Origin of the sequence: Streptomyces sp. PTY087I2 (assembly GCF_001687325.1) — a bacterium.
GTDB lineage: Bacteria > Actinomycetota > Actinomycetes > Streptomycetales > Streptomycetaceae > Streptomyces.
Map to the genome: position 1 here is coordinate 1 of NZ_LZRD01000053.1, position 19914 is coordinate 19914.

The 19914-nt window shown below is 72.9% G+C and carries 16 protein-coding genes and 1 pseudogene; 3 read left to right on the plus strand and 14 right to left on the minus strand.

Annotated elements, in window-relative coordinates:
* The 9 genes from A3Q37_RS33565 to A3Q37_RS33605 all read right to left on the minus strand — a co-directional run.
* On the minus strand, nt 1-180 hold a 180-nt coding region (locus A3Q37_RS33565), incomplete at its 3' end, for a hypothetical protein (protein ID WP_065490706.1).
* A gap of 9 nt (nt 181-189) precedes the next feature.
* The gene (gene scpB, locus A3Q37_RS33570) at nt 190-846 is read right to left on the minus strand and encodes an SMC-Scp complex subunit ScpB (RefSeq protein ID WP_065490708.1); all 657 of its coding nucleotides are present in this window, start codon (nt 844-846) and stop codon (nt 190-192) included.
* Nucleotides 843-1880: a ScpA family protein gene (locus A3Q37_RS33575; protein ID WP_065490710.1), complete on the minus strand. Its 1038-nt coding sequence runs from the start codon at nt 1878-1880 to the stop codon at nt 843-845. The genes scpB and A3Q37_RS33575 overlap by 4 nt, the downstream gene beginning before the upstream one ends.
* A gap of 64 nt (nt 1881-1944) precedes the next feature.
* The gene (locus A3Q37_RS33580) at nt 1945-2508 is read right to left on the minus strand and encodes a hypothetical protein (RefSeq protein ID WP_065490712.1); all 564 of its coding nucleotides are present in this window, start codon (nt 2506-2508) and stop codon (nt 1945-1947) included.
* Entirely contained in the window at nt 2505-3623 is a 1119-nt protein-coding gene (locus tag A3Q37_RS33585) for a ParA family protein (protein WP_065490714.1), read from the minus strand. The genes A3Q37_RS33580 and A3Q37_RS33585 overlap by 4 nt, the downstream gene beginning before the upstream one ends.
* Before the next feature lie 368 nt (nt 3624-3991).
* Nucleotides 3992-5107 carry an alanine dehydrogenase gene (gene ald, locus A3Q37_RS33590; RefSeq protein ID WP_065490746.1) on the minus strand — a complete coding sequence of 372 codons (1116 nt, stop codon included), beginning with the start codon at nt 5105-5107 and terminating at the stop codon, nt 3992-3994.
* A 143-nt stretch (nt 5108-5250) separates the two neighbouring features.
* A complete protein-coding gene (locus tag A3Q37_RS33595) occupies nt 5251-7383 on the minus strand; it encodes an ATP-binding protein (RefSeq protein ID WP_065490716.1) in 2133 nt (710 codons plus the stop codon).
* Nucleotides 7384-7563: 180 nt separating this feature from the next.
* Complete coding sequence (locus A3Q37_RS33600; protein WP_065490718.1) at nt 7564-8190, minus strand: NUDIX hydrolase; 627 nt, start codon at nt 8188-8190, stop codon at nt 7564-7566.
* 87 nt (nt 8191-8277) lie between these two features.
* Entirely contained in the window at nt 8278-9945 is a 1668-nt protein-coding gene (locus A3Q37_RS33605) for a CTP synthase (RefSeq protein WP_065490720.1), read from the minus strand.
* A gap of 441 nt (nt 9946-10386) precedes the next feature.
* On the opposite strand from A3Q37_RS33605, the gene A3Q37_RS33610 reads away from it, so the two are divergent.
* Nucleotides 10387-12189, plus strand: coding sequence for a glycoside hydrolase family 15 protein (locus A3Q37_RS33610; RefSeq protein ID WP_065490722.1), 1803 nt, complete (start codon nt 10387-10389; stop codon nt 12187-12189).
* 30 nt (nt 12190-12219) lie between these two features.
* Here the strand turns inward: A3Q37_RS33610 and A3Q37_RS33615 are convergent.
* Nucleotides 12220-12752: pseudogene (locus A3Q37_RS33615) on the minus strand (aminotransferase class IV).
* A 59-nt stretch (nt 12753-12811) separates the two neighbouring features.
* Here A3Q37_RS33615 and A3Q37_RS33620 point away from each other — a divergent pair.
* Together A3Q37_RS33620 and A3Q37_RS33625 are read left to right on the plus strand one after the other, a co-directional pair.
* Nucleotides 12812-13156: a MerR family transcriptional regulator gene (locus tag A3Q37_RS33620; protein WP_065490724.1), complete on the plus strand. Its 345-nt coding sequence runs from the start codon at nt 12812-12814 to the stop codon at nt 13154-13156.
* Nucleotides 13157-13316: 160 nt separating this feature from the next.
* A complete protein-coding gene (locus A3Q37_RS33625) occupies nt 13317-14942 on the plus strand; it encodes a PucR family transcriptional regulator (RefSeq protein ID WP_065490726.1) in 1626 nt (541 codons plus the stop codon).
* A 40-nt stretch (nt 14943-14982) separates the two neighbouring features.
* Here the strand turns inward: A3Q37_RS33625 and A3Q37_RS33630 are convergent, their stop codons facing one another.
* The 4 genes from A3Q37_RS33630 to A3Q37_RS33645 all read right to left on the minus strand — a co-directional run bounded on the left by A3Q37_RS33630 (nt 14983) and on the right by A3Q37_RS33645 (nt 19910).
* Complete coding sequence (locus tag A3Q37_RS33630; protein WP_065490728.1) at nt 14983-16080, minus strand: glycosyltransferase family 4 protein; 1098 nt, start codon at nt 16078-16080, stop codon at nt 14983-14985.
* 259 nt (nt 16081-16339) lie between these two features.
* Nucleotides 16340-18085, minus strand: coding sequence for a DNA repair protein RecN (gene recN, locus A3Q37_RS33635; protein ID WP_065490730.1), 1746 nt, complete (start codon nt 18083-18085; stop codon nt 16340-16342).
* Nucleotides 18086-18180: 95 nt separating this feature from the next.
* Nucleotides 18181-19086 carry an NAD kinase gene (locus A3Q37_RS33640; RefSeq protein WP_006123531.1) on the minus strand — a complete coding sequence of 302 codons (906 nt, stop codon included), beginning with the start codon at nt 19084-19086 and terminating at the stop codon, nt 18181-18183.
* A gap of 8 nt (nt 19087-19094) precedes the next feature.
* Entirely contained in the window at nt 19095-19910 is an 816-nt protein-coding gene (locus A3Q37_RS33645; protein ID WP_065490732.1) for a TlyA family RNA methyltransferase, read from the minus strand.
* Nucleotides 19911-19914 lie beyond the last annotated feature (4 nt).

Genomic DNA, 19914 nt, shown 5'->3' on the forward strand with positions numbered 1-19914 from the left:
CGCCGCGTCCGCCGCCGGAGCGTCCGCCCTGAGCGCTGCCGCCGCGTCCGCCGCCGCCCTGACCGCCGGGGCGTCCTCCCTGACCGCGTCCGCCGCCCTGACCGGGGCGACCGCCGCCCTGGCCGCCGCCCTGGCCGCCGCTCCGGCCGCTGCCGCCGCCGCTTCCGCTGTTCCTGCCACTGCTTCGCATCAAAATTCCGTCTTGTCGTCTGCGTGAGTATCCGGGGTGTCCGGTGCGTCCGGATCGAACGACGGCACACCCTCTAGCGTCTCAGCCTCGATCGCGTCCGCCTCCGGGAGGAAGGGCGCGAGCTCCGGGAGCTCGTCCAGGCCGCGCAGGCCCATTCGCTCCAGAAAGTAGTTCGTCGTCCTGTACAGGATCGCACCTGTTTCGGGTTCCGCGCCCGCCTCGGCCACCAGGCCCCTCTGGAGGAGGGTCCGCATGACCCCGTCGCAGTTGACTCCGCGCACCGCCGAGACCCGCGAACGGCTCACCGGCTGCCGGTACGCGACGACCGCCAGGGTCTCCAGCGCGGCCTGGGTGAGCCGGGCGTGCTGGCCGTCCAGGACGAAGCCCTCCACGGCCGCCGCGTACTCGGGGCGGGTGTAGAAGCGCCAGCCGCCCGCGACGAGCCGCAGGTCGAAGCCCCGGCGCTGCACGGTGTACTCGTCGGCCAGCTCCCGCAGCGCGTCCGCCACGGCCCTGCGGGGCCGCTGGAGCACCTTGGCGAGGTGGTCGACGGTGGCGGGCTCGTCGACGACCATGAGGACCGCCTCCAGGGCGGGCTTGAGGTCGAGCGAGGCGACGGCGTCCTCGTCCCGCTCCCGGCCCGGCTGCTCGCTCATTCCCGTACGCCTTCCTCTTCGGGGGTCCCGTTCAGCTCCTGGTCGAACTCGTCCGTCACCACCGGCTCCGCGCCCTCCCCGCCGCACCAGGCCACCAGCAGGTCGCCCAGCGCCTCGTCCTGGTCGAGGGTGACGGCCTTCTCGCGGTACAGCTCCAGCAGGGCCAGGAACCGGGCGACCACGGTCAGGGTGTCCGGCGCGTCCTCGGTCAGTGTCCTGAAGCTGACCGCCTCCCCGGCCGCCCGCAGCCGCTCCACCACCAGGCCCGCCTGCTCCCGGACGCTGACCAGGGGGGCGTGGATGTGGTCCACGTACACCTGGGGCTTCGGCTTCGGCTGCATCGCCTTCACCGCGAGCTTCGCGAAGCCCTCGGGCCCGATGCTGATGACCACCTCGGGCAGCAGCTCGGCGTGCTGGTCCTCCAGGCCGACCGTACGCGGGTGGCGGCGGGCCTCCGACTCCAGGCGGCCCTGGAAGATCTCGGCGATCTGCTTGTACGCGCGGTACTGGAGCAGCCGCGCGAAGAGCAGGTCCCGCGCCTCCAGGAGCGCCAGGTCCGCCTCGTCCTCCACCTCGGCGGCGGGCAGCAGCCGGGCGGCCTTCAGGTCGAGGAGGGTGGCGGCGACGACGAGGAACTCGGTGGTCTGGTCGAGGTCCCAGTCCGGGCCCATGGCGCGGATGTACGCCATGAACTCGTCGGTGACCTTGGAGAGGGCGACCTCGGTCACGTCCAGCTTGTGCTTGGAGATCAGCTGGAGGAGGAGGTCGAAGGGGCCCTCGAAGTTCACGAGGCGGACGGTGAACCGCTTGTCATCGCTTTCGGGCGCCGGTTCGGCCGCCGGCTCCTGTACGGCCTCCGGTACGGAAACGGCTTCCGGCTCCGGTACGGGCTCCGGCTCGGCCTCCGGTACGGGAACGGCCTCGGGCTCCGGCTCTCGTACGGGCTCCGGTTCCGGCTCCGGGAACGCCGCCACGCCCGGTCCCCGGCCCAGGGCGCGGCGGCGCGGGGCGGTGGGGTCGTCGGGCGTGGGCATGGGGGTCCAGGGGTGGGGCGGCGGCCGATGGGTCCTGCGAGGCAGGCTACCCGCGCCGTGCCGCTCAGCGGCCGCGCAGCCGCCGTACGAGGATGCTCGCGTCGCCCCGGGACTCCAGGTCGGCGAGGACCACCGCCACCGCCTCGCGGACGATACGGCCCCGGTCGACGGCGAGGCCGTGTTCGCCGCGCAGGACGAGCCGGGCGTGTTCGAGATCCATCAGCTCCTCGGCGGAGACGTAGACCGTGATCTTCTCGTCGTGGCGTTCGCGGCCGCTCGGGCGGCGGTTCGCGCCGCGTGCGCCGCCGCGCCTGCGCTGGGGCTGGACCGCCGGTTGCTGCTCGGCCGGGGCGGAGGCGGCGGGGCGCTCACCGGCGGCCTTGGCGGACGGGGCCCGCTCGCCCTCGCCGCCACGGCCGCGCGAGTCGCCGCCGTCGGCGTCGGCCGCGGCGTGCTCCTCACGGTCGGCGGACGACGGGGCCGGGCCGGAGGGATCGCTCTCCCCGGCGGGCGCGGGCACCCGCGGCTCGCCGTTCGCCTTGCGCCGCCGCTCCGCGGGGGAGGACGGCTGGAGGCCCATCCCGCCTCCGGTGGTACGGAACAGTTCGTCGGCCCCCGGCAGACTCACTCGGCGTGACACCGGGCGAGCACCTCCCTGGCGAGCTGGCGATAGGCGGCGGCGCCGACCGAGTTGGAGGCGTAGGTGGTGATGGGCTCGCCGGCGACCGTGGTCTCCGGGAAGCGGACCGTACGCCCGATGACGGTGTGGTAGACGTGCTCGTCGAAGGCCTCGACGACGCGCGCCAGGACCTCGCGGCTGTGCACCGTACGGGAGTCGTACATGGTGGCGAGGATGCCGTCGAGCTCCAGCTCCGGGTTGAGCCGCTCCTGGACCTTCTCGATGGTCTCGGTGAGCAGCGCCACCCCGCGCAGCGCGAAGAACTCGCACTCCAGCGGCACTATGACCTTGTGAGCGGCCGTCAGGGCGTTCACGGTGAGCAGGCCGAGCGAGGGCTGACAGTCGATCACGATGTAGTCGTAGTCGGCCATCAGCGGCTTCAGGGCGCGCTGGAGCGTGGACTCGCGGGCCACCTCGCTGACGAGCTGCACCTCGGCCGCGGAGAGGTCGATGTTGCTGGGCAGCAGGTCCATGTTGGGGACCGCGGTCTTGAGCAGGACGTCGTCGGCCGCCATGCCCCGCTCCATGAGCAGGTTGTAGACGGTGAGGTCCAGCTCCATCGGGTTGACCCCGAGGCCCACGGAGAGCGCGCCCTGCGGGTCGAAGTCGACGAGCAGGACCCGGCGTCCGTACTCCGCGAGCGCGGCGCCCAGGTTGATGGTCGACGTGGTCTTGCCGACGCCGCCCTTCTGGTTGCACATCGCGATGATCTTCGCGGGGCCGTGGTCGGTCAGGGGACCCGGGATCGGGAAGTACGGCAGGGGCCGTCCGGTCGGGCCGATGCGCTCGCGGCGCTGACGCGCGGCGTCGGGCGCGAGGGTGGCCGCGTACTCCGGATCGGGCTCGTACTCGGCGTCGGGGTCGTAGAAGTGCCCCTCGGGCACCTCGGCGAAGTCGGCGAAGCGGTCGGTGTCCCGGCTGCTCTCGTTGCCGGCCGTGGCGTTCACGTTTGGGCCGTCCATCATCTGGGGGGCTGTCGTCATGTGCTGTTGGGTGGCGAAGGTGCGGACCGCGACGGAGCCGACAGCTTCGAGCCCGATCGGGCTCAGACCCCGTGCAGGCATCCCTGGTTGACCACCCCCAGGAGTAATTGTCGACTCATTCACAAGTCGTCTTACCTCCTTGGACGTGACCAGGAAACTTATCGATAGGTCAGCGTGGCACCATGCCGACGATTGGCGACTCTATGGCGTGTCACCGGTCCGCAGCAACACAATCCGCCGGACCCGGCCCGATGTGTCGGCAATCGAACGCCTCGCTGTCAAGGGTGCACAGCGACCAAGCCGCACATTTCACCGCTGCACGAAACGGGTAAAGGGTTACGTTCGGCGCGAGTTGCGCAAGGGCCTCACGGGGCCCGATACACGTCCGGCCGGACCTTGCACGGCAAGGTCCGGCCGGACGTGCGATGTTGACGGATCCGGTTGACCCGTCAGCCGAGAAGCGTGCTCAGCTCGACGTGCGGGAGACCGTGCGCCTCGGCCACCTCGCGGTAAACCACCTGCCCCTCATGGGTGTTGAGGCCCTTGGCCAGCGCGGCGTCGCGGCGCAGGGCGTCGGCCCAGCCGCGGTTGGCGAGCTCCACAATGTAGGGAAGCGTCGCGTTGGTGAGCGCGTAGGTGGAGGTGTTCGGGACCGCGCCGGGCATGTTGGCGACGCAGTAGAACACCGAGTTGTGGACCGGGAAGGTCGGCTCGGCATGGGTCGTCGGACGCGAGTCCTCGAAGCAGCCGCCCTGATCGATTGCAATGTCGACAAGTACACTTCCGGGCTTCATCTTGGCGACGAGCTCGTTGGTGACCAGCTTCGGGGCCTTGGCTCCGGGGATCAGGACGGCGCCGATGACGAGGTCGGCCTCGACGACGGCCTTCTCCAGCTCGAAGGCGTTGGAGACGACGGTCTGCACCTTGGTGCCGAAGATCTTGTCGGCCTCGCGGAGCTTGTTGATGTCGCGGTCGAGCAGCGTGACGTGGAAGCCGAGGCCCACGGCGATCTGGGTGGCGTTCCAGCCGGAGACGCCGCCGCCGATGACGACGGCCCGGCCCGCGTGGGTGCCGGGGACGCCGCCGGGCAGCACGCCGCGGCCACCGACCGAGCGCATCAGGTGGTACGCGCCGACCTGCGGGGCGAGGCGGCCCGCGACCTCGGACATCGGGGCGAGCAGCGGGAGCGCGCGATTGGCGGTCTCAACCGTCTCGTAGGCGATGGCGGTGGTGCCGGAGGTCAGCAGCGCGTCGGTGCACTCGCGGGAGGCGGCGAGGTGCAGGTAGGTGAAGAGCGCCTGGTCCTTGCGGAGGCGGTGGTACTCCTCGGCGACCGGCTCCTTGACCTTCAGCAGCAGGTCGGCGGCGGCCCAGACCTCGTCGGCGGTGGCCAGGATCTGCGCTCCGGCGGCGACGTACTCCTCGTCCGGGATGGACGAGCCGACGCCGGCGTCGTGCTCGATGACGACCTGGTGGCCGTGGCGGACGAGCTCATGCACTCCGGCGGGGGTGATCGCCACCCGGAACTCGTTGTTCTTGACTTCGCGGGGGATGCCGACCTTCACGTCGATCACGGTCCTTGGCTCGGAGGGTCATCCGGACACAGCGGTGCACACCCGGACATATACATCATAAATGGAGACGCCACGAAGGAGCGCGGCAGAGCCAGTCTAATGAAGGACTTCGCGCTGTCTAGCCTTACAAAGCATTAATTTTCTGTCGAAGCACTGCGGATTTCGTAGGCTGAGGCCTCCTCGCCCAGCAATCTATCGGCGGCGCCCCGGTGCAACCGGGCCGCCGCGGGATCCCCCAGCCGGTCCAGGGTGTCCGCCAGCCGCAGCTGGAGCGCGGCCTGAAGCCGCACGTCACCGGCGCGCCGGGCCAGCTCGACGGCCTCCCGGCAGGTCTGGAGCGAATCGTGCGGGCGGCCCGCGTACTCCTGGACCCGGGCCGCCTCGCTGAGCGAGCGCGCCTGGGCCGCCGGGTCGCCGAGCCTGCGGTGGCCGGCGGCGGCGGCGCGCCAGTTCCGCAGCGCCTCGCCGTAGCGCCCGGCGTACGTGTGGACCGCCCCGAGCCGCCCGTACAGCCGGGCCTCGTCGGCCCGCTCCCCCTGGGTGAGGCGCTGGGAGAGCGCCCGGCCGTACCAGTCGGCGGCCCGGTGGTAGTCCCCCAGCTCCTCGTACGCGCCGCCTACGGATTCCATCGCGCGGCCGGTGGCGTACAGGTCCTTCGCGGCCTTTCCGGCGTCCAGCGCGGCCCGGTAGCGGGTCAGCGCCTCCCGGGTGCGGCCGGTGCGGGCGTCCAGGTCGGCGAGGTTGAGCAGGGCGGCGGCCTGTTCGCGGGGCAGCTCGCGGCGGAGCGCCACGTCCAGGACGAGACCGTGCAGCCCGTACAGCTCGGGGGCGGCCTCCTCCGTCCCCCGGTGCGCGGCCAGCGCCCGCACCAGGGCCGCGACCAGGCGGCGCGCCAGGGTGTCCAGCTCCCCGTCGGCCACGGCGAGCCGGGCCGAGGCGAGCAGCGCGGGCTGGCGGACCCGCAGCCAGGCGCCCGCCTCCTCGGCGTTCGGGAAGCGCAGCGAGCGGGGCAGTCCGGCGAGCTTGCCGCGGGCGGTGGACCCCTCGGGCTCGGTGACCGCGCGGCAGGCCTGGAGCCGGCGCACGGTCCGCTCCAGCATCCGGGCGCGGGCGAGCTGGATCTCGGCCGGGCGGTCCCGGTCCTCCAGGAGGGCCCGCAGCATCGGGGCGAGGCAGCCGGGCACCGCGTACTGGGGGTGGGGTGCGCCGTCCGTCCGCAGCAGGCCGAGCTTCACGAAGTCGTCGAGGGTGGCGCGGGCGGCGGAGACCGAGCAGCCGGCCAGCGCGGAGGCGGTGTGGGCGTCGGCGAGTCCGGCGGGGGCGAGGGCCAGCAGACGCAGTATCCGGGCGGCGGTCTGCGGCAGCGAGTCGTGGACGAGTCGGAAGGCGCGGGCCAGCGGGCGGGCGCCGACGGGCTGCTGCTCGTCGGGGTCGGGCAGCTCGTGCAACTGCCCCGCGACATCGGCGACCGAGGCCATGGGGTGGGCCGCGAGCAGGCCGCCCACCAGGGCCAGCGCCGCGGGCTGCCCGCCGCACTCCTCGGCCAGCCGCTCCGCGGTGCGGGGGTCGACGGTGATGCGGACCTGGCCGATGGCGCGGGCCAGCAGCCGCACCGCCGCGCCCTTCTCCAGTCCGCCGAGGGTGCAGGGCCGGACGTCGGGGATGCCGGTCAGCGGCCCGGTCGCGGTGGCGAGGACGAGGCAGTCGGGGTTCTCCGGGAGCAGCGGGTCGACCTGTTCGGCGTCGGCCGCGTCGTCGAGGACCAGGACGAGGCGGCGCCCGGCCAGGGCCTCGCGGACCATCTCGGACAGCTCGTCCTGGTCGGCCCCCGGCGGGACCGCGATTCCGAGGAGGCCGAGGATCTCGCCGGCGGTGCGTTCGGGGGGGACCGGCTCGCCGTCAGGGTCGGTGAGGCCGACCCGGAGCACCCCGTCGGGGTAGTCGCCGGAGCCCGTACCGGCGACGGCCCAGGGCAGGGCGCCGGCGGCGGCCCGGGCGGCCCCGGCGGCGTCGGTTCCGGTGAGCGCCCCGGCCAGCTCCTCGGCGAGTGCGCTGCGGCCGGAGCCGGGGCGGCCCGCGATGAGCAGGACCCGGGCGCGGGGGGCCTTGCGGCCGGCCAGGGTGTCCAGGCCGGCGCGCTCGATGTCCGCCCGGAGATCCTTCAACTCCCGTTCGCGGCCGAAGAATCGGGGTGGGGCGGCGCCGGACGGCTCCTCGGCCCCGGGGGCCTTCGCCGGGCCGCTGGTGTCCACCGCCTGATCGGTCACGAGCCACGCTCCACTTCGCTGCGCGCGATGCCCGCCGGAACTCCGGTCGGGCGCGGTTCGAGCGTAGTTCAGCGGCGGGGACGATCACCGCGGAGCGAGGCGGGGCCGCCCCCGATATCCCCCGATCGGATCAGCATCTCGTATGACCGATCAGGGGCTGAATGGGCGCCGGACGGACCGTCAGGCCTCGAAGGGCCGGGCCGGCCACGGGGCTTCGGCGGGGCGCAGCGCGTCGATGCCGTCGCCCGCGCGGACGGCGGTGAGCGCGAGCACCCCGACGACGAGGCAGTTGTTGTGCAGGTCCCCCGCGATGACCGAGCGGACCAGCTCGTCCAGCGGCACCCGGGCCTGCTCCATGTCGGCCTCCTCCTCGGCGACCGCGTACCGCTCGCCCTCCGCCTCGGAGAGGTCCCGGGCCAGGAAGATCCGTACGGCCTCGTCGCAGCCGCCGGGCGTGGTGTAGACGTCGGTCAGCACCCGCCAGTTCTCGGCCTTGACGTGCGCCTCCTCGTACAGCTCGCGCTGGGCGGCGTGCAGGGGGTTCTCGCCGGGGATGTCGAGCAGTCCGGCCGGGATCTCCCAGAGCCGGTGGCGTACCGGGTGGCGGTACTGGCGCAGCACGAGGACCCGGTCCTCGTCGTCGAGCGCGAGGACGGCGACGGAGCCCGGGTGGACCTGGTAGTCACGGCCGTGGACGGACCCGTCGGGCATCACCACCTGGTCGGTGCGGACGCTGGTCTTGTTGCCGGTGAAGGGGGTCACCGTCCCGGTGACCTGCCACTCCTCGGGCGTGTCCTGGATACCCATGTGCCTACGTCCTCCCACGAAACAGAAGAAAACCGGGGCACCGATCCGCAGCGGATCCGTACCCCGGTCAACCGTAATGCCTCGGTGTTACGCGTCCGCGCCCTTCTCGGCGGCGACCTGGCGCGCGACGGCGGCCTTCACCAGACCCGCGAAGAGCGGGTGCGGGCGGGTCGGGCGCGAGCGCAGCTCCGGGTGCGCCTGGGTGGCGACCAGGTAGGGGTGCACCTCGCGCGGGTACTCGACGTACTCGACGAGCTTGTTGTCCGGGGAGGTGCCGGAGAAGACCAGTCCGGCCTTCTTCTCCAGCTCGGCGCGGTAGCCGTTGTTGACCTCGTAGCGGTGGCGGTGGCGCTCCTCGACATACGGCTCGCCCGCGTACGCCTCGCGCACGACGGAGCCTTCGGCGAGCTTGGCGGGGTAGAGGCCGAGGCGCATGGTGCCGCCGAGGTCGCCGGCGCCCTCGACGTAGGCGAGCTGTTCCTCCATCGTCGAGATGACGGGGTGGGAGGTGGCGGCGTCGAACTCGGTGGAGTTGGCGTCGGGGATCTCGGCGAGGTTGCGGGCCGCCTCGATCACGATGCACTGGAGGCCGAGGCAGAGGCCGAGGAGGGGGACCTTGTTCTCGCGGGCGTAGCGGATGGCGCCGACCTTGCCGTCGACGCCGCGCTCGCCGAAGCCGCCCGGGATGAGAATCGCGTCCACGTCGCCGAGGTGCTCGGTGGCGCCGGCGGCGGTGCGGCAGTCGTCGGAGGTGACCCACTTGACCTTGACCCGGGCCTTGTTGGCGAAGCCGCCGGCGCGGATCGCCTCGGTGACCGAGAGGTAGGCGTCGGGCAGGTCGATGTACTTGCCGACCAGGGCGACGGTGACCTCGTGGTCGGGGTTGTGGACCCGGTCCAGCAGGTCGTCCCAGGTGGTCCAGTCGACGTCGCGGAAGGGCAGGTCGAGCTTGCGCACGACGTAGGCGTCCAGGCCCTCGGTGTGCAGCACCTTGGGGATGTCGTAGATCGACTTGGCGTCGATCGCGGCGACCACGGCGGCCTCGTCGACATCGCACATCAGCGAGATCTTGCGCTTGATGGCGGTGGGGACCTCACGGTCGGCGCGCAGCACGATGGCGTCCGGCTGGATACCGATGTTGCGCAGAGCGGCCACCGAATGCTGGGTGGGCTTGGTCTTCAGCTCGCCGGAGGGGCCGATGTAGGGCAGCAGCGAGATGTGCACGACGAAGACGTTGTCCCGGCCGACCTCGTGGCGGACCTGGCGGACGGTCTCCAGGAACGGCAGCGACTCGATGTCGCCGACCGTGCCGCCGACCTCCGTGATGACGACATCCACGTCGTCGGTGGCCATGCGGCGGATACGGTGCTTGATCTCGTTCGTGATGTGCGGGATGACCTGGACGGTGTCGCCCAGATACTCGCCGCGCCGCTCCTTGGCGATGACCTGGGAGTAGACCTGGCCGGTCGTGACGTTGGCGGAGCCGTCGAGATCGACGTCGAGGAACCGCTCGTAGTGGCCGATGTCCAGATCGGTCTCGGCGCCGTCGTTGGTGACGAACACCTCACCGTGCTGGAAGGGGTTCATCGTGCCGGGATCGACGTTGAGGTAGGGGTCGAGCTTCTGCATGGTGACCCGCAGGCCCCGTGCCTTGAGCAGGGCACCCAGGCTGGAGGCAGTCAGACCCTTGCCGAGGGAGGAAGCGACACCCCCGGTGACGAAGATGTGCTTGGTCGTCGTGGATGTGGGCTGCATAGCCAAAGGGGGCTCCCGTGGTCGCGATTCTGAGGTGCGAACGGCAGCCGAACCGGGGATTCCGGGGGTGCCGTCGCTGCGGTTCGGGGGCCTCGTCCGCTGTCAGAGACGACCACCGTCCACGGGCTACCAGGGTAACAGCGACGGCGGGAGGCTGCTTCCGGCCACACCCTGCACAAGGGCGTCACAGCTTCACCGCAGGCATTTCACGTCCCACCCGATCAGCTCAGAGATCTTGCGGACACCGTCGCGCGGATCTTCGTGGTGCGTCGTATCCTGCTCAAACACTCGCTGCCGAGACGGCCGGGCGGCGGCACCACCCAGGCCGCCCACCGGTACAGGAACTCGTCGGATCTTCCCGGGTGAAAGACCCTACGACCCCCTTGACCCGCAGTAAGCGCCCTTTGACGGGGCGACATGGCCGTTCGACTGGAGACGCACGTGGCCGGGCGCATCGAGGATTACGCACTCATCGGAGACATGCAGACCGCCGCCCTGGTCTGCCGGGACGGCACAGCGGACTGGCTGTGCCTCCCCCGCTTCGACTCGCACGCCATCTTCGCGGGGCTGCTGGGCACCGAGGAGCACGGCTTCTGGCGCCTGGGCCCCGCGAGAGCGGAGGGAACGGAACCAGCCTCCGCGGACCGGCGGCGTTACCGCGGTGACTCCCTCATCCTGGAATCGGAGTGGGACACACCGCGCGGCACCGTACGGGTGACCGATTTCATGCCCCCGCGTGACGGCGCGCCCCAGCTCATCCGGATCGTGGAGGGTGTCAGCGGCCGGGTGCCGATGCGCTCGGAGCTGCGGATGCGGTTCAGCTACGGCCGGGTGACGCCGTGGGTGCACAAGGTCGACAACCGTACGGTCGCGGTCGCCGGCCCGGATTCGGTCTGGCTGGACACCGAAGCGGAAACGTATGGCCAGAATCTGACCACGTACTCCGACTTCACGGTGGGCCCCGGGGACCGGGTGGCGTTCACGATCAGCTGGCAGCCCTCGCACCACGAGCCGCCCGCCCTCCCCGAGCCGGAGAACTCGCTGGAGGCGACGGAGAACTTCTGGCGCGAATGGGTCGAGCAGTGTACGTACCACGGGCCCTACCGGGAGGCGGTCGTCCGCTCCCTGATCACGCTCAAGGCCCTCACCTACGCCCCCACCGGCGGGATCGTCGCCGCGCCGACCACCTCGCTCCCCGAGGAGATCGGGGGCGTACGGAACTGGGACTACCGCTACACCTGGCTGCGGGACGCCGCGATCACCCTCTCCTCCCTGCTGCGCACCGGCTACCGGGAAGAGGCCCGGGCGTGGCGTGAGTGGCTGCTGCGCGCGGTGGCGGGCGACCCGGAGAACCTCCAGATCATGTACGGCATCGCCGGCGAGCGCGAGCTGGGCGAGGCGGAGCTGGACTGGCTGCCCGGTTACGAGAACTCCAGCCCGGTCCGCGTCGGCAACGGCGCCGCGAACCAGCTCCAGCTGGATGTGTACGGCGAGGTCACCGAGGCGCTGCACCTGGCGCACATGACGGGTCTGACCCGCAACGACTACGCCATGGGCCTCCAGCTCAAGCTGATCGAGTATCTGGAGAAGCACTGGGAGGAGCCCGACGAGGGCATCTGGGAGGTGCGCGGGCCGCGCCGCCACTTCGTGCATTCGAAGGTGATGGCCTGGGTCGCCGTCGACCGGACGATCAAGCTGGTCGAGTCCGGCGACGTCGAGGGCCCGCTGGAGCGGTGGTACGAGCTCCGCGACGACATCCACCGGGACGTCTGCGAGCGCGGCTACGACAAGGAGCGCAACACCTTCACCCAGTCCTACGGGTCGAAGGAGCTGGACGCCTCCCTCCTCCTCATCCCGCAGATGGGCTTCCTGCCGCCGGACGACAAGCGGGTCATCGGCACGATCGAGGCGATCCAGCGGGAGCTGTCCACGGAGGACGGCTTCATCCTGCGCTACCCCACCGAGGGCGAGGACGCGGGCGTCGACGGTCTGGAGGGCGACGAGGGCGCGTTCCTGGCCTGCTCGTTCTGGATGGCGGACGACCTCGCGATGATCGGCCGGGTCGACGAGGCGCGCCAGCTGTTCGAGAAGCTGCTGTCGCTCCGCAACGACCTGGGTCTGCTGGCCGAGGAGTGGGACTCCAATCTCCAGCGCCAGGTGGGGAACTTCCCGCAGGCGTTCAGCCACGTCCCGCTGATCGACACGGCGCTGCGGCTGACGGCCAGCGGCGCGTACGTGGGCTGAGGCCGGTCACCGAACCGCCCGTCGCGCTCCTCACGGCGCGGTGGGCGGTTCTGCTGTGTACGCCCGGTGCAGGGTCTCCAGGGACCGGGGCGCGGCGGGCAGTTCGGTGGAGCCGATGCGGTGGACGGGGATCCCCGGGGTCCAGGAGTTCATGTCCAGAAGGCGGCGTCGTCGAAGCCGTCGGCGACGGCCTGGCGGACCGGCGGGGCCGGACGACGGCGGTCCGGTCCGGTCCGCACCAGGAGTGTCGGGTCGCCGTCGGGCGCGGCGAACTCCCCCGCCGTGGAGGAGACCGTGGCGGTCAGCGAGAGATTGGCGGCCGGTGCGGCGGCGAGGGCGGTACGGAGGTGGGCGCGGACCACGTCCTCCGGCAGGGCCCGGCCGAACAGCTCCACCGACGCGGACCGCAGCCGCTCCAGATGGAGGTCCAGGCCCCGGATCCGCCCGTCGCGGATCTGTGCGGCGGTGAAGTGGGCGTGGCCGGAGAAGGCGAGCGGTGCCAGGTCACCGGTGGCCGCCGGCCAGCCGTCGAGGTGCGCGATGTGCGGGGAATCTCCGTTCATGGCTGGGACGTTAGAGCTTCACACCGGTGTCAAGGTCAAGCGTCGAGGGCGGGGAATCCATGCTGATCGGGGAGTTGTCCCGGCGGACGGGCGTCAGCGCGCGGTCGTTGCGGTACTACGAGGCGCAGGGGCTGCTGGAGGCGCGGCGCGGGACGAACGGCTATCGCGCGTACGACGAGGACGCGGTGGCCTCCGTACGGAAGATCCGGGCGCTGCTGCGGGCCGGGCTCTCCACCGATGTGATCCGTCAGGTGCTGCCGTGTGCCCGGGGCGAGCAGGCGGGCTTCGACTGGTGTGCGGAGCTGCGGGCGATCCTGGACGGGGAGCCGGCGGACCTGGACGAGCAGATCGAGGCGTTGCGGCGCGGCCGGGGGGCGTTGGCGGGGTTGCCGGCCGAGCGGTGACGGGCGGTGAGCCGTCCGGGCCGTCCCTGACCACGGCATCCGGGCCTCCCCTGCCATGCGCACCCCGGGCCCCGGGCGGTAGCGTCCTGAACAGGACAGTCCGGATCAGGACGACCGCCCGGGAAGCGGGCAGGGCACCAGGGGAAAGCGGGCCGGGTACGTGGAGAGCCACAGCGGAATCACCGTGCAGCGGGCGCTGGAGCTGCCGGGGCTGCGCGCCGGGCTCCCGGAGGTGGTGGCCGGGGCCGACCGGCTGAACCGTACGGTGCGCTGGGTGCACGCGGGCGAGGTCCCGAACATCGCCTCGCTCCTCAAGGGCGGCGAGCTGCTTCTGACGACCGGGCTCGGCCTGGGCGCCCGCCCTGCCGAACAGCGCGCCTTCGTCCGCCGTCTCGCCGACCGGGGCATCGCGGCCCTGGTGGTGGAGCTGGGCCCGCGTTTCGGCCGACTACCCGCCTCCATCGTGGACGCCGCCCGCGCGGCCGGGCTTCCGCTGGTCCAGCTGCACCGCGAGGTGCCGTTCGTCGCGGTGACCGAGGAGGTGCACACCGAGATCGTCAACGGGCACTACGCGCTGCTCCAGCAGGCGGAGGAGGTGCACCGGCGCGCCACCCGGGCGCTGCTCGACGGCGGCGGGGTGCCGCAGGTCCTCGGGATCCTCGCCGACTTCACCGCCAATCCGGTCTTCCTGGAGACGCCCGACGGCCAGCTCCTGTACGCGGCGTCCACGGGAACCGGCCCAGTGGGCGCGGACCCGCTCCAGGTCTGGGAGGGCATGCGCGGCGACCGGGCGGCCCGGGAGTCGCCGCCGACCGGCGCGTTGCTGGTGGACGTGCCCGGCGGCGGGCCGGAGACCGGTGCGGTACGGGCGCGGCTGGTGCTGCTCGCGGTGGCCGGGCCGCTGGCGACCGTGCACCGGATGGCGGCGGAGCGCGCGGCGGGCCTCCTGGCGGTCGTGCTGATGCAGGCCCGGCAGGAGGAGGAGCTGGCCGCCCGGGGCCGGGGCGACTTCCTCACCGACCTCGCGGAGGGCCGGATCGCCCCGGAGGACGCCCCCGCCCAGGCCCGGGTGCTCGGTTTCCGGCCCGGCGAGACACCGCTGCTCCCGGTCGTGATGCGGCTGGCCCCCGAGCTGTCCCCGTCGGGCAACTGGGCGCTGCTGGCCCGTGCGGTCCTGGAGGAGCTGGCCTCGGTCGGCGTGCCGGTGCTGCTCGGCGTACGGCCCGTGGAGGGGAGGGTCCCGCTGCTGCTGGGGCTGCGGTCGGAGAGCGAGCGTACGGCGGTCGCGGACCGGGTGGCGGCGGCGCTGCGGGCGGGCGTGGAGCGGGCCGGTCTCGACCGGGCCGGATCGCAGCCGCCGGTGGTCGTGGTCGGCGTCGCGGGCGGCTGGGCGGCGGCGGGCGCGGGGCTGCGGCACGCGTCGGAGACGGCGACGGCCGCGCAGGGCCTGGACGACCGGCCCTGGTACGACGCCCGGCGGCTCGACATCGACCTGCTGCTGTGGCGGCTGCGGGACCATCCGGACCTGGCGGCGTTCGTGAACCGGGCGATCGGCCCACTGCGCGAGCACGACCGCACCTCGCGCCCGCCGTTGCTGCCGACGCTCCAGGCCTATCTGGCGCACGCGGGCCGCAAGGCGGAGACCGCCCGCGAACTGCACCTCAACCGCCAGACCCTCTACAACCGGCTCGCCCGGATCGGCGAGCTGCTGGGCACGGACCTGGACGACCCGCAGACGGTGCTGGCGCTGAGCCTGGCGCTGCGGGCCCGCCGCCACGCGAGCTGACGGAACCGGCCTGCCGGCGCACCACAGAGCAGCACCGAGCTCAGCGGCCGCGCCCCGTCGCCAGCGGCTGCGCCAACTCGTCGTAGACGCTGAGCACATGGGCGATCGTGTCGTCCTCGGTGGGCCAGCCCGCCGCCTGCACCCGCCCGGCCTCGGCGAGGCGGGCCCGCGCCGCCGGGTCCCCGAGCAGTCTCACGACCGTACGGGCAAGGGCCTCGGCATTGCCGTACGGCACCAACTCGGCCGCTTCGCCGACCAGTTCGGGCACACCGCCGACCGCCGTGGCCACCAGCGGCACCCCGGACCGCAGCGCCTCCTGCGCCAGCAGGGAGCGGCCCTCCCACCGGCTCGGCAGCAGGGCCAGATCGGCGGCGGCGACCAACTCCCCCACACCCTCCCGGGATCCGACGAGCACGACGGGCAACTCCTCGTCCCTGATCCGTCGTTGCAGGGCCTCCCGGTCGCGCCCCTCCCCCGCGATGACGAGCAGCGGCACGGGGTCCAGCCGCCGCCAGGCGCGCGCCGCGTCCAGCAGGGTGCCGAAGCCGTGATGCGGTACGAGACTGCCGACGGCCATCAGCAACGGCCGGTCCACCGCCCCCAGTTCGGCCCGCACCTTGCCCTCGTCGACCGTTCCGTCCGGGTGCGGGGGCGGGACGGCGACGGGGGCGAGCCGGGCATCGCGGGCGCCCCGCTCCCGGGCCCGGTCCACCAGGTCGGAGGAGGGGGCGAGGACCACGGCCGCCGCCCGTGCGGCGCGCCGTTCCAGCAGGTGCAGGATCTGGCGGCGGGCGCCTTCCGCGTACCGCCGGGTGTGCCAGGTCGTCACCAGGGGTACGGCGCGTCCGCTCAGCGCGAGGGCGGTGCGGGCGGCCGCGTGGAGTCCGTGGGCGTGGACGACGTCCGCGCCCGTGCAGGCGGCCCGCAGCGCGGCGACGGCGGCCGGGTCGCTGCGCCGGGGCACCGGCAGGAAGCGGGCTCCGGTCGCCGTGAAGTCGTAGGCGCGGTCCACGGCGGCCGGCGCGCAGACGGTCACCTGCACCCCGCGCGCCACCAGCCCGGCGGCCAGCGAACCGACGTGCGCGCTGCTGCCCGCACTGCCGCCGCCCAGGACTTGGACCGTACGCAGCTGTGACACGTTGATTGGCTCCCCCGGGGCTCCGGAGTCGGCGGTAAGTACAGCGCCAAGGATGCCAGCCCGTACGCACGTTCCGGCACCGCCGTAACGTTGCTGCCGCACCCACGGCGGCAACCGACCACACCGCATCACCCTCACGGGTGAATACAGAGGTCCAGGGTTGCCGTCATCGGCGACGGAAGGGGTGGGGGCGGAGGCACCCCGCCCGCCCCCGACCACGCGGGGCCGAGCCGGACAGGAGCGCACCGCGCACCGCCCCTCACCCGTCGGCGCGCGCCGTCGCCAGCAGTTCCTCCGCGTGGGCGCGGGCCGTCTCGGAGTCCTCCTGGCCCGCCAGCATCCGGGACAGCTCCCGGACCCGGTGCTCGCCCTCCAGGACGGTGACGCCGCTTCGGGTCACCGAACCGTCGACGGTCTTCTCGACCAGCAACTGCCGGTCGGCGAAGGCCGCGACCTGCGGCAGGTGGGTCACGACGACCACCTGTGCGGACTTGGCGAGCTTGGCCAGGCGCCGCCCGACCTCCACCGCCGCCTTGCCGCCCACGCCCGCGTCGACCTCGTCGAAGAGATACGTCGGTACGGGGTCGGAGCCCGCGAAGACGACCTCGACCGCGAGCATCACCCGGGACAGCTCACCGCCCGACGCGCCCTTGGCGATCGGCCGGGGCTGGGCGCCCGGGTGCGGGGCGAGGAGCAGTTCCACCTCGTCGGCGCCCGAAGGGCCGTAGAGGACGCTCCGCCCGCCGATGTCGATGCCGGACGCCTCATCCGCCGCCTCGGTCTGCCGGATGGCGAAGGAGACCCGGGCGTGCGGCATGGCCAGCGAGGCCAGCTCCTCGGTCACCGCATCGGCGAACCGGGCAGCGGCCTCCGTACGCGCGTCGGTCAAGGCCTGCCCGAGCACGGACAGTTCGGCCCGCAGAGCGTCCCGCTCGGCGGTCAGCTCGCCGATCCGCTCGTCGTCACCCTCCAGTTCGGTGAGCCGGCCCGCGCCCTCCTGCGCCCAGGCCAGCACGGCCGCGATGTCCTCGCCGTACTTACGGGTCAGGGTGGTGAGGGCGGCCCGGCGCTCCTCCACGGCGGCCAGCCGCAGCGGATCGGCGTCGAGCTGATCGGCGTACCCGGCCAGCTCGCCGGAGACATCGGCGAGCAGGATGGAGATCTCCCCCACCCGGTCCGCCAGCGCGGCCAGCGCCGGGTCGTGGGCCCGGACCCCGTCCAGGGCCTGCCCGGCGGCGGCGACCACGGTGGTGGCGTCGACGCTCTCCGGGTCCTCCGGGTTCCCCGCCAGCGCGGTGTGCGCGAGGGAGGCGGCGGAGGCGAGGGCCTCGGCGTGCCCGAGCCGTTCCGCCTCGGCGGCCAGCTCGACGTCCTCCCCCGGCAACGGCTCGACGGCGGCGACCTCGTTCAGCCCGAACCGCAGCAGATCCGCCTCCTGGGCCCGCTCCCGGGCCCGGGTGGTCAGCTCCTCCAGCTCGGCCGCGACGGCCCGCAGCCGCCGGTAGGCGGCCGCGTACTTGGCGTGCGGGACCTCCACACCGTCCCTGGCGTACCGGTCCAGGGCGCCCCGCTGCCGGGCGGGCTTGAGCAGGCCCTGCTGGTCGGTCTGGCCGTGCACGGCGACGAGTTCGTCCGCCAGCTCGGTCAGGACCCCCACCGGCACGGATCTGCCGCCGAGGTGGGCCCGTGAGCGCCCTTCGGCCGAAACGGTACGGCTGATGAGCAGCGCACCGTCGTCGAGTTCCGCCCCGGCCTCCTCGGCCCGCAGCGCCGCCGCGTCGCCCTCGGACACGGTGATCCGGCCCTCGACGACCGCGGCCTTGGCCCCGACCCGTACGAGAGCGGGGTCCGCGCGCCCGCCGAGCAGCAGCCCGAGGCTCGTGACGACCATGGTCTTGCCCGCGCCGGTCTCACCCGTGACCGCGGTGAAACCGGGTGACAGCTCCACCACCGCGTCGTCGATGACTCCGAGCGACCGTATCCGCATCTCCTCCAACACGGACATGACCTTACGAGGTCCCGGGCCGGACGCGCGACGGCCCCCGCTCCCGGATTCACTCTCCCGGGTAGGACGGGGGCCGCGGACGCTCCCGGCGACCGTCAGTGGGGCGCGCCCCGCCACCCCGAGACGGGCAGCGCGAACTTCGCCACCAGACGGTCGGTGAACGAGGCCTGGTGCAGCCGCGCCAGCCGTACGGGCACCGCCCCGCGCCGCACCTCGACCCGCGCGCCGGCGGGCAGCTCCACGGTCCGCCGCCCGTCGCACCACAGCACCCCGTGGGGCGTGTGCGGCTGGACCTCCACGGCGAGCACGGAGGTCGGCGAGGTCACCAGGGGCTTGGCGAACAGCGCGTGGGCGCTGATCGGGACCATCAGCAGCGCCTCGACCTCGGGCCAGACGACGGGCCCGCCCGCCGAGAAGGCGTACGCCGTCGAACCGGTCGGGGTCGCGCAGACGATCCCGTCGCAGCCGAACCCGGTGACGGGACGGCCGTCGATCTCCAGGACCACTTCGAGCATCCGCTCGGGCGACACCTTCTGCACGGCCGCCTCGTTGAGCGCCCAGTCGCTGTGCACGACGTCGCCGTTGCTGTGTACGAGGACGTCGATCGTCATGCGCTCCTCGACCTCGTAGTCGCGGGTGACGACCCGGGAGACCACCTTGTCGAGGTCGTCGCGCTCCGCCTCGGCGAGGAACCCGACGCGTCCGAGGTTGACGCCGAGCATCGGCACCCCGGAGGCGCGCGAGAACTCCGCGCCGCGCAGCAGCGTGCCGTCACCGCCGAGGACGATCAGCAGCTCGCAGCCGTCGACGGCGGAAGGGCTGGTGTCGGTGACCGTCTCCACCGCGTCCGGCAGCGGCAGATCGGCCGCCTCGGCCGCCGAGACCCGTACGCCGAGCCCGTTGCGCAGCAGCCCCTGCACGACGAGCTCCGCGCTGCGGATCGCGGCCGGGCGGCCGGTGTGCGCCAGAAGGAAGACTGTTCGTGCCGTATCGGTCGTCACATTCGTCGTCAACGAGGCCCCTCCGCCACTGCACGGTCGACATCCGCGGGATCCAGCTCGGGTGCGCCGGCCCGCAGCCACAGAAAGTACTCGACGTTGCCCGAAGGGCCGGGCAGCGGACTGGCCGTCACCCCGCGCACACCGAGCCCGAGCTCCCCGGCCCGCCGCGCCACTTCCCGTACCGCTTCGGCGCGCAGCTCCGGGCTGCGCACGACTCCGCCGCTGCCGAGCCGTTCCTTGCCCACCTCGAACTGCGGCTTGACCATGAGGACCAGGTCCGCGTCGGGCGCGGCGCACCGGGCGAGGGCGGGCAGCACGAGCCCGAGCGGAATGAAGGACAGATCCCCCACCACCAGGTCCACCGCCTCGCCGTCGATGTCCGCCAAGGTCAACTCCCGTACGTTGGTACGGTCCTTGACGACGACCCGTTCATCGGACTGCAATGACCAGGCGAGCTGCCCGTACCCGACGTCCACGGCGACGACCTGCCGGGCCCCGGCCCGCAGCAGCACATCGGTGAACCCGCCGGTGGAGGCTCCCGCGTCCAGCGCCCGCCGCCCTTCCACCGTCAGCCCGAGCGGCACGAAGGCGGCGAGCGCCCCGGCCAGCTTGTGCCCGCCGCGCGAGACGTAGTCCGGGTCGTCGTCGTCCTGGGTGACGACGATCGCGGCGGCCGTCTCGACCTGGGTGGCGGGTTTGGTCGCGGTGGTCCGGCCGACGGTGACGCGCCCCGCGGCGATCAGCTGGCTCGCGTGCTCGCGCGAGCGGGCGAGCTTGCGGCGTACCAGCTCGGCGTCGAGGCGGCGACGTGCCACTCCTGCCACGTTC

Excerpts from the sequence above, each read along its gene's own strand:
- A3Q37_RS33605 (WP_065490720.1), bottom strand. The coding sequence starts at position 9,945 with ATGCAGCCCACATCCACGACGACCAAGCACATCTTCGTCACCGGGGGT.
- A3Q37_RS33620 (WP_065490724.1), top strand. The coding sequence starts at position 12,812 with ATGCTGATCGGGGAGTTGTCCCGGCGGACGGGCGTCAGCGCGCGGTCG.
- scpB (WP_065490708.1), bottom strand. The coding sequence starts at position 846 with ATGAGCGAGCAGCCGGGCCGGGAGCGGGACGAGGACGCCGTCGCCTCG.
- recN (WP_065490730.1), bottom strand. The coding sequence starts at position 18,085 with ATGTCCGTGTTGGAGGAGATGCGGATACGGTCGCTCGGAGTCATCGAC.
- A3Q37_RS33575 (WP_065490710.1), bottom strand. The coding sequence starts at position 1,880 with ATGCCCACGCCCGACGACCCCACCGCCCCGCGCCGCCGCGCCCTGGGC.
- A3Q37_RS33600 (WP_065490718.1), bottom strand. The coding sequence starts at position 8,190 with ATGGGTATCCAGGACACGCCCGAGGAGTGGCAGGTCACCGGGACGGTG.
- A3Q37_RS33585 (WP_065490714.1), bottom strand. The coding sequence starts at position 3,623 with ATGCCTGCACGGGGTCTGAGCCCGATCGGGCTCGAAGCTGTCGGCTCC.